This is a genomic window from Legionella santicrucis (assembly GCF_001468135.1).
GTDB classification, from domain to species: domain Bacteria; phylum Pseudomonadota; class Gammaproteobacteria; order Legionellales; family Legionellaceae; genus Legionella; species Legionella santicrucis.
On record NZ_LNYU01000054.1, the window covers coordinates 51,894 to 62,534 of the forward strand.

The window sequence follows — 10,641 nt, forward strand, 5'->3', positions numbered from 1 at the left end:
ATAAAAATACAATTAACACTTCTTTAACAAAAAGATTAGTTAATTTGTACTTAATAAAGCAGAAGCTCTTGATTTAGTGAACAACATCATTTAGTTATTATGTATGCTATTTTTATATTAAAGGCAAAGTAATGGATAACTTTCCCCACACTCAAAGTCAAATTTACTTAAATCATGCTGGAATTAGCCCTTTTTCTTTCAGTGTAAAGGAAGCAATTATAAGTTATGTTGAAGAAAGGCATATAAAAAATATTGATAATTATTTGTCATTTCAATCTATCATAGAAAATGTTTACAAAAAAATTGGTGTACTATTACACACTGATCCACTACGCATTTGTCTTACACCAAATACAAGCACTGGCTTAAATATATTAGCAAATGGCTATCCTTGGAAAAAAGGAGATAGGATTCTCCTCAATAATCAAGAGTTTCCAGCCAACATTTATCCATTCTTAAACTGTCAACGGCATGGTGTTGAAATTGATTATATCGATAATAAGACCCCCATAATTGATAGTTCAGATATTGAAAGAGCCCTAAAACCTAATACCAAATTGTTATCAATTAGCATGGTACAATTCCTTAATGGGCACGCGATTGATCTTGTTAAAATAGGTAAGATATGCAAACAAAATAACACATTATTTTGTGTAGACGCGATACAAGGCTTAGGAGCCGCTGATTTAGAGGTTGAACAAATAGGCATTGACTTTTTATCCTGCGGTAGTCATAAATGGCTAATGGCCCCCGAAGGGCTCGGTTTTATTTATGTGACAAATGAATTACAAGAAAAACTAATACCAAGTTACGTAGGTTGGTTGGGCGTTGAAAATCCATGGGAACTTTTAAATTATGACTTAACGTTCCAAGAAAATGCGAGACGTTATCTAACAGGAACTATGAATCATATTGCTATTGCAGGGTTAAATGCTTCCTTAGAACATTTAGCGTCAATAGGATATGCGCGCATTAGGGAAAAAATAGTAACAAACACTCAATTTTTTTTAGATAACTTCCCACAATTGCACTGGATCACCCCACAAGAAATGCGGCTAGGTATAGTTACATTTAAGCATCCTGATGCTGAAATAATTCATCATGAATTAAATATACTAAATACTACAGTTTCAGTTAGAGAAGGACAATATCTTAGAATCTCACCACATTATTACCATCAAAAAGAAGAGCTAGAAAAGGCGGCCATTTATCTAGAACAAGTATTAGATAAGCTTAAATAGCGAACGGTTCTTAAAGGCAATTTTGTAGTGAGGCCTATAACTGCCCTAAACTTTAGGAACCTAACATAGCCCGCATATGAAAAATTTTCATAATTCTTATGAAAAATCCTCATTGGTACATTTTAACCCATTAATGATAAATTTAATCCCATTGGAAATAAATATGTTCTATTTGATCATATTAATCCCATTTGAAAGAAACATATTTTTGGTTAACATAAAGAGGGTATCATGCCGAATCAGGAAATAGAAAAAGCACAGAATGAAATTATTGCATCTTTTAACTCTAATCCTAAAGAGGGTATTCAACAAATAAAAAATATATGCGGTATTCATAATATTGCTTCAGCGGAACAGATTGCCGATTTCTTTCATAGACAACAACACAAATTAGATTTAAATGCAGTTAGTGATTATTTGAGTAAACCCGATAAAGAAAATCAGGAAGTATTACAAAAGTTTACGAGTCAGATTAATTTTAGAGGACAAAGTTTTACAGAAGGTTTTAGAGTTTTTTTAAACACAGTGAAGTTGCCCTCAGAAGCACAAAAAATTGATAGATTAGTTCAAAGTTTTGGCGAAACTTATCATCAGCAGAATTATAAGGGTCATATTGCTGATAAAGATGCAGCATATATTTTAGCTTATCAAGTCCTGATACTTAATACCAGTTTACATAATCCAAAATTGCGACCAAAAGATAGATTGCCCCTAGAGTCCCTAAAAATATGTCTACACGGATTAAATAATGGCAAAAATTTTGAAGATACTTTTTTAAAAAAAATATATGAAGAAATTAAACACAAACCTTTTGAATTTAATTTAGTTAAAACTGCTCCTGGATATCAACTGACATCCAGTACTCTCACTAATGATCCTGTGCTTAAAAAATTGGATTTATTGTTTCAATTACCTAATAGCAATATTCAAGAAATTTTTCCAGAAATAGATGATACTATTAAAGTAACTTTGGATAAACCAAAAGTATGGTTAAAAGCGTTCACGGGATATGAAGGTACAATAAAATTCGCTACTAAAACAGGCAAAGAGTTAGTAAATATGCAAATTTATAAACCAAGTTTCGTTTCGAAGTGGCTATTTGGAGAACAACCTAAAGTAATTATTCAACCCGTTTATCAAGATGAGCATTCTAAAGAAACAATTGACTTAGCAGCAAAAATAGCAGTTCATTTTAAATCACCCGTAAATAGTTTTAAAGCTACATATGATTATGAGTTAAGTGATTTAATTAACGCTTATGATCAACAACATAAAGAGCTAACCCGCAAATCGTTTATCCCTCAATTCGAAAAACATATCTTCTTTCAAAGAGCTTCTTTCAAAGAAGATATCGCAGAAAAAGAATTGATGAAATCAAATGTATTAAATAATCAAAGCTAACATGCAGCACACTTGTGTGCCGCATGCATGTATTTTATTCTCAAAGAAAACTTAGAATAAGTCTCTGCCCGCTATATAGGACGATAATGCATAGGATTTTTTATTAAATAAACGGCAGAAATCGGTAAAAAATAGTTTCGCTAGTACCATTGACTTAGGTAAATAGTGTTTGCTGTCTAAGTGGATGCTATGAATATCTTCGGATTGTAAATGGCGGCGCAAATGCTCTAAATAGTCTGGATGTTCTAACCACCGCTGCATCAAATGAGCATCGACTTCCAAATGAAATTGGAGTCCTATACTATTACGATAACAAAACGCCTGCACGCATTGTTTGTTTTTTAAAAGAACATCAACACCAGCAGCAGGCTGGCTTGCAAATTGATGCCATTGAAAAACATGCATTGGCTTATCAAACAGTTCAAATAACTCATGTTCACCACATTTATCTACTTGTATCCATCCAAACTCAGGTTTGTCTAAGGCATAACAACATCCACCCAAAGCGATATTCAGCAATTGAGATCCTAAACAAATACCAAGTATGGGGACTTCTTTAGCAAGTGCTACTTGCAATAATTCTATTTCATGAATTAGATGAGGATACAAATCCAGCTCGTTAGGATGCATAGCACCGCCTAATATAACAATGCCATGATAACGATTCATATCCACTCGTTGGTGAGGATCTCTGCCAAAATTGACATAACGTATACGCAGCTTCATCCTCTTTAAGGTATGAATAATGATACCTAAAGGTTCATAAGGAGAATGTTGTAAAACAAGAATTCGTGCCATCATCAATTAATTCAATTAGTTGTTTTAAGTATAGCTTGACGGCCTCTGTAATTTAAACTTATTTGAATTAATGTTTTAATGTTAAATTTTTGATCAATAATTGAAGTTCTAATTTTTACTTAATTTTCTCTTGTTATAATGTGTGAACACATATCTTGTTTAAATATGGAAAAGCAATATGATTGAAGCAGCTGAAAAAGCCCTTTTAGAGAACAACGAACAAAATTTAAAAAATGAAATCGATGAACAAGGTAATACTTCTCTTCACCTTGCTGTACAGAAAGGTTCTTTAAAACTTGTAAAAAGCCTACTTGCTAAAGGAGCTGATATTTCGCTGCAAAATAAGGATGGCAACAGTGCCTTACACCTGGCAGTACAAAAAGGTTATTTTAATATTGTTTATGAAATGCTTGGAATATCGCAAGCAGCAAAAGATAGAAAAAGAAAAGCAAAACGGACTGATAAAGATCGCAGCGATAAATTAACTATACTTAAAAATTCTGAGAGCAAAGCACTGGCGTTACTCAATGTCCCTAATAACGAAGGTGAAATACCACTTCTTATTGCAGCCAAGCTCAAAGATGATCTGATCTATAAAAAGCTCTTACTGCTTGAATCAGCACCTGGTTATACAAAAAGTCATATTGATAAAGCGTTAAGTCTGCGACAAAAACATGTAGGAAACTTGAAAAATAAAAGTTTCTGGTCAGCAGTTTTGGAAACATTTTGTCCTTCCGCATCTATAGCTGAGTTAACCGAATCGTTTGCGTATACTGGATTATTGGCAGGAGCAAGTGCGGCGGTGGGTTTAGGCTTGAATATTGCTTTTGCTGTTATTTCCATCCTCGGATTTAGCGCCATCATGTATGCAAACTATAAAAAAAATGAATCTGAAAAAAATGCGGCTGAAGAGCTAGAAGAGCTACAAGCGGAACAAGCTTTTTTACAAAGCATTAGAAAGAGGATCAAGCATCTTTCTTCACAACAATCGTTAGCTACTGAAGATAAGAAAGAATTGGCATTGATGAAAGAAGAGTTAACAAAATCCATTCAAAAACCAAGGCTTGTAAAAGGTGATGAAAAAAATGCGGCTGATTATGTAACTAGAAAAGATAAAATACTTGCTGCGTTAAGTTCATTTGGCAGTTTTTTATGCACTTACTCCGGTTTATTAGGTATCACAGGCTTAGGCTTAGGCATCGCCGCTACAATTATGGGTACTAGTTTATCTGCTCTTATTGTTGCTACAGGTCCTATAGGAGTAAGTGCCGCTCTGGGAGTTGGGTTAATATTGGCTGGAGCACTTGCCTTTTATCATTATCAAACCAGAAAGCAAAGTTATATGGTATTTGGAGAGCAGCGAGAATCTATCTACAAGCTTCAGTACACTATTTATAAAGAACAACAAGATCTTATTCATGGATCTGATAAAGTCCTTACCCACATTGATGAGCTGCTGCAGGGGCCATCTGCAAAATCTAAAGAATCTAAGATTGAAAAACCTATCCTGGAGAAAAATACATCTGAGTCTGTCCTAGATAAGTACAATCATGGGCATAAGCCAGGCGAGATTTGTTCTATAGAAATAAAACAACTAAGTAGTAATGGCTTTATGAAGCAATCCCAAAACTTAACGAATAGGATAACGACTAAAAGCCCTAATACTGTGGATGAGCATGTAGAATCGTCTAAAACAGCAAGCATCACCTAAATACATGCTGATTATAGAGAAATAAGCAATCATTCAGTTAATACTATAGCCATTGAATTGGTGGGGTTCACCTTTTGGACTTGTTTTACTTACTTTAAACAGACTATGATTGATTAATGGTGCACCAATCTCATGATGCTCACCGCTTGCAGATTTTATTTGGGACTGATAAGCTGTATGATTTTTTAATCGATCTTTTAAATAATCAACAAGCTCCTCTTGCTTACTTCCAATTGCTTTATTCAGAGCTATTCGCACTGTATTTTTTTCTGGGGCATTTATTTCACATAAATATCGAACAATTTCCTGTTCTTGGAATTTAACCGCTGATATAAGTGCATTTTTAATAGTGGGTTGATCAAGTGCTTCCATTTTATTCACACAGAGATATTCAACAATCTCTTTTCTTCCCTTTTTAACAGCAAGAAGCAACGATTCCTTTAGAGACGATTTGCTTGGCAGACTCATTGGATTACAACATAAGGATGTAAACACCTCAGTATGATCATGATTAATCGCTTGATATAAAGCTTGAGTAATCGCATGCCGACTTGGTTTATTAGAAGAGGTCATCGAACAAAAATACTCAATTAAATGAAGATTTCCTGTTTTTGCTGCACTTATAACCCCGTGCTCAATCAAAGATTGCTTTGGGGGATTACAGAAGTAAATGACTAAATCTGTATGTCCGTTAATAATGGCTTCTTCAAATCCATTTTGGAACGTAGATTGAGATATTAATTTTTCGGGTGAATTATAAAAGCACTGAACTGATGCCAAAAGACCTAACTGACACGCTTTTATAAAAGCACGTTCTATTATTATAGAGCGTGGAGCATTAGACGATAAATTGCAAAGTGTTTGTATTATTTTTAATTTTTGATTAAAAGTCGCTTGTTCAAATGCTTTTTCGACAGTAAATAATGTAGGTTTATTTACTCCAGTTTCAGCAATAAATGGAATAACATCAATAGCCTCTGCTTCTATTGCCAAATTAAACAGACTATTGATCACTGATTGTTTTGGCAAAGCAAAGGGAGATTGATAGAAATAGGTAACAACATTCAAGTGGTTATTGGTTATAGCTTCTTCCAGAATCGTAGCTATTTCAGCAGTAGATGGCAGGTAATCATAAGTATCATAAAGAAATTGGATAATATTTACTTGGCCTTGCTGAGCAGCACAACGCACAATTCTCGTTATTTCATCTTGAGTTAAAAGCGTTTTATCAAGTCGCGCAAGATAATCTACTGTGCTCCATTGATTTTCTTTTGCTGCAATTAGAGCTGCTTTATTAAAAAACTCTGGGGCAAGTTCATCCTCAAAAAGCTTGATTAAACCAAGATTACCGTATTTTGCAGCTTTGAGAAAAACGGTTTTACCTTCATATTCTTTTTTCATCCAATCTAACCGCCCTACTGGATGAGTTTCTAATTTTTCAATAATCTGCTTTCTCAGTAATTCATTATCTATGGTCGCAAGAATTTCAATAAGTATTCGTTCGTATTCACTAACTGCATCCGAAGTTACAGGGCGCAACGACAGTGCCTCAATAAAGGCATCTAAATCAAACTGTTTTCCATGATGGAGAAACGCAATTTGAGCAATTTTTGCTTGAAACTCATATTTATTGCCAATATTAAATTTCGTTTGTGGTTTGATAAGTGCAAGTGCATTAAATTTCCATGTCGCATCAAACCAGCTATCCTCAATAATCTGGTAATTACGACTATTAAATGAGGACTCTGCTGTTTGTTCCAGAATGCAATCATTAAATTGCTTTGTGATTACTTCATAACGTTGAAACAGTAAACGATCACTACCTGAGTATTTTTTAAGCTGACTCAGCAATTCTTCATCATCAAGCAGATGTGGATAGCGGATCAGATTATCAATAAGTGCTTGAAATACTAATGATGTTGAAGGATGTTTTTTTCTCAAAAAAGCCATGAATAAAGCAGCCAATTGATAAACGATTCCTGAATCATGGGGATGTTTTATAGAAAATTGCTGAATAAGCTCTGCACTGTTTTTTTCGTTAATTACATCAAACAGTTTAGGCTTATAAGGTATTAAATATAACACAGCCCCTTCATTACTAGACAATAGTTCTTGGATACTACTATCATCAATTAAATCAGCTAAATTTGTTAAGACCAACGGAGAATATTCAGATGCAATTAAATGAATAATTCCTGAAAGTTCTTCAATAACAACTTGTGGTTTATTCAGTGCCTGTTTTAATGTTTCCTTCCATTTTGGATCAATATATTCACTTGAGTTAATTACTACTTCAATTAAAAAAGGAAGTCCAAAAAATTTATGTAGGTTTAAAAAATTCTCTGGTTCTTGTGAAAATTGAGATGAATTTTGACATGGAGCAATTGTTTGAAGTTTACGTTCTTGAAACACGCCATTAAGTGAATATTGTTGTAGCCCACGTTCATCACTAGCCGTTTTCTTCACTGCGTCCAAAAGAGTCTTCGCTTGGGGAAAACGCTCCAACAAAGCATATAATCGAACAATTTCATTATCCTTATCATGTAAGGTAAAGAAATGATATTTAAGAAAATCATGGAGTAAGTAGGTTTGTAATATTTTTTTAGCGCCAACTCCGTGATGTAATAACCAAAGTATTAATGCGGCAAATTGTTCCGTATCACCTATATATTGTCTGAATAATCCCACGAGGCCTAAGGGATTTTTTTGATGCGAGAACAACTTATTTAAATCCAATAAATTTCTTTTAACCGTTTCAACATCTTCATCAATTTTTTTCTTGCATAATGTAGGGGTCGTGTGGAAGAACCACCAAAAGTGTTAATTCTGAGTGAAGCCGCCAACTAAGCTGTAATTTAAGCCAAAGATGGAAGTCTAAGCTTACGTAATGTGAATTAATTAATCCAGAAGATAACCGTATCAAAAGCCATCATTCAATGTAAATTTTTTGCAAAATAAGTTGAATTAGAAAAAAAATAGGCATCTTTTTTGTATAATCTCCGGACAGAGTAATATAAATTTAACTCTATGCTAAGAGAGCTTACACTGTATTGATTGTCCCCCTATTAAAGAGGTTTACCATGCATGTTGTTTTGTTATTAGGATCATCAACCGCAGGAAAATCATCCCTGTGCAGAGAATTGGTTACAACACATGGGTGGAAATCTTCGAGCATTGATGAAATGGTGGATAATATTGTTAATATGAGTCCGAGTGATCGAAAGTTATTCATGTTTGAGAAACTTGATGCAGCTGGTGTTATACAAAACCTTCAAACATTAATGACTGAAGAGGAAATGTTAACATTATGTAGTACCGGAGTACTTACTATATCCAAAGGCAATCATCTAATTACAGCCCAAGGATTCCCTAATCCCTTGCTTCCTAACCTCGAAGACGTCCTAAAAAAGGCGGGATTTATAGAAAGTGAAATATCTAAACTGGCTAAAGAGTTACGTTTTGTTACCAAAATCGATGATCCTACGGTGATGCTTTATGATGAGGTGTTCGATAAGGGCAATTCTGGGCAATCCATTGTTATTGATCTAGTGCCAAACCCAGATGAAAGTGCCAAAGAATGTTTAGAATATTTTCAAAAGCGTGCACAGCAATATAGTGAAGAAAACCCAAGCGAAACATTAACCACTTCTATTGTTTTTGCTTATTGTCCTGTGCAGAAATTAAGTGAGCGTATTCAAGAGAGAAATCGTAAAGCAGACATCGATAATCCTATGGATAAACGGATAGGATTATTTCCATTTCATCAGTTAGCAACGTTAGTCACGGCAGATAAATTATTTGATGATTCTTCTGAGCATGTTCTCTCAAGAAATGAATTGTTTTATATGGTCAATAAACATGCCAATACAGACAAAAATGGTGACTCCTTATTTTTAGAAAACCCTGTTGATCTTGACGCACTACAACAAAGTTACCAAGAAGAAGTTCAGATAGTAACCATCTCAGATCGTGTGGTCAAACTGCAGGTTAACGATGATTCGCTGGAATTATCCTCCGATGATTTACCACGCATAGGCTCTAAAAAAACTATTGAGGAGTATAGTAAGCTAGCAAATAAGTTTGGTTTTTTTGAAAATCAAGAACGTGCTTCGCTTAATATTTCAGAGGGCATAGACTTTGATGCTGTTATTAATACAGCAAAAGGAAATCCTGCAACACTGGCCAACGAATTTTTAGAGAAATTGGAAAAAAGTAAAATATCCTCTGAACGTGTTTCAACACTATAACGGATCTTGGTTAGGAACCCCCAAAAATGCTCAACACACTATATTATCAGAAATAAATATATTTACTCGCATCTGCCACAATTTATAGGATGCCCATTTTTATTTTCCAGCAATTGATTTAATGCACCATCGTCACGCCATCCATAAGCAAACTTAATAAAAAGTTCCCACTAATGCATACTTTTTACCATTCAGGCCAGATTTAAATTCTGATAGTTGCTTATATCTTTTATCTGAAAGAATACCACCCAAATCAAACAAAATTTCTCCCCGTAGCTTTGCTTCATTGATTGCATACCATAATAGAAAATTATGTGCGTTAAATTTTCTACCTATCTCACCATTCCACCCCAACAAATAACTACATGATTTACCATGAGTTACAATGATTATCCCTGAGGCAGGGACATCTTTATATTTTGCGATTAAAATATGAATAGTACCACTGCCAATCATTTGTTCATACAGAACCTCTATTAATTCTCGGGCAACCCCAATAATTTTTTTTTGTATTTTAAATTTTTCATACTGATCGAGCAGCCAATCTAAATCAGCACGCTGAGTTGATTTTTTTAACTCCAAATGTTTCATTGATCTTTTTAATGAATTTCTCCAATTGGCCTTCATATTTTGAAGTAATTTTTCTTCATTCTGTAATAAATTTACTTTGCTCGACTCCCAGCGTGATTTAGTGGCGAGTCGAAAACCCATAGAGCAAAGTGAATCATAATATACTGTTTGAAATGGTAATTCTGGTTTAATCAACAACAATTGAGCTTTCCAAAAATTCCATCGAGCACGTATTTTTATTAAGATTGGAATTGCATGATTAACTTGATAGCTATCATCTAAAAATAATGGGCCTCGCTCAAGCCTAATATACCTTAAGAAAAAATATCTTTTTTTAAAGATCTGAAAAAAACCTATAATTGTTTCATTGTAGTAAATTAAATATCGTTCAATTCCCCAACCTATTTTGCTCAAAGCCTCGGCATAATCCCAGGATTGCTCCAAATTTGCGTTTTCAATGGATAACATTAATTTATCCCACTCCTCCTTCGATAAATTATTTTTTTTAAACTGGTAAATGGGGGCATGAGAATTAGAGAAAAATTTATTGCACCCATTTAAAAATAAACATAAATTCTTATTGCGCTGGCTGACTGGCTGACTGGCTGACTGGCTGACTGGCTGAGATTTAGTCGCTTTATAAGCTATGTCAATAATAAAGTGGACTATTCTA

Annotated in this window: 7 protein-coding genes; 4 read left to right on the forward strand and 3 right to left on the reverse strand. The window is 34.1% G+C overall.

Annotated elements, in window-relative coordinates; genetic code table 11:
- Window positions 1-131 precede the first annotated feature (131 nt).
- Together Lsan_RS11295 and ralF are read left to right on the forward strand one after the other, a co-directional pair.
- The gene (locus Lsan_RS11295) at window positions 132-1,241 is read left to right on the forward strand and encodes an aminotransferase class V-fold PLP-dependent enzyme (protein WP_058514495.1); all 1,110 of its coding nucleotides are present in this window, start codon (window positions 132-134) and stop codon (window positions 1,239-1,241) included.
- Window positions 1,242-1,472: 231 nt separating this feature from the next.
- Complete coding sequence (ralF, locus tag Lsan_RS11300) at window positions 1,473-2,642, forward strand: T4SS guanine nucleotide exchange effector RalF (RefSeq protein WP_058514496.1); 1,170 nt, start codon at window positions 1,473-1,475, stop codon at window positions 2,640-2,642.
- 51 nt (window positions 2,643-2,693) lie between these two features.
- Here ralF and Lsan_RS11305 read toward each other — a convergent pair whose 3' ends face one another.
- Window positions 2,694-3,443: a type 1 glutamine amidotransferase gene (locus tag Lsan_RS11305; RefSeq protein ID WP_058514497.1), complete on the reverse strand. Its 750-nt coding sequence runs from the start codon at window positions 3,441-3,443 to the stop codon at window positions 2,694-2,696.
- Window positions 3,444-3,618: 175 nt separating this feature from the next.
- On the opposite strand from Lsan_RS11305, the gene Lsan_RS11310 reads away from it, so the two are divergent.
- Window positions 3,619-5,151: an ankyrin repeat domain-containing protein gene (locus Lsan_RS11310; RefSeq protein ID WP_058514498.1), complete on the forward strand. Its 1,533-nt coding sequence runs from the start codon at window positions 3,619-3,621 to the stop codon at window positions 5,149-5,151.
- Window positions 5,152-5,184: 33 nt separating this feature from the next.
- Here the strand turns inward: Lsan_RS11310 and Lsan_RS11315 are convergent, their stop codons facing one another.
- Complete coding sequence (locus Lsan_RS11315) at window positions 5,185-7,887, reverse strand: ankyrin repeat domain-containing protein (protein ID WP_237762112.1); 2,703 nt, start codon at window positions 7,885-7,887, stop codon at window positions 5,185-5,187.
- 344 nt (window positions 7,888-8,231) lie between these two features.
- Between Lsan_RS11315 and Lsan_RS11320 the strand changes: the two genes are divergently transcribed.
- Window positions 8,232-9,398 carry a hypothetical protein gene (locus tag Lsan_RS11320; protein WP_058514499.1) on the forward strand — a complete coding sequence of 389 codons (1,167 nt, stop codon included), beginning with the start codon at window positions 8,232-8,234 and terminating at the stop codon, window positions 9,396-9,398.
- Window positions 9,399-9,551: 153 nt separating this feature from the next.
- Here the strand turns inward: Lsan_RS11320 and Lsan_RS11325 are convergent.
- Window positions 9,552-10,641 (reverse strand): lipid II:glycine glycyltransferase FemX (locus Lsan_RS11325; RefSeq protein WP_237762113.1); only part of this gene is annotated, 1,090 nt, incomplete at its 5' end.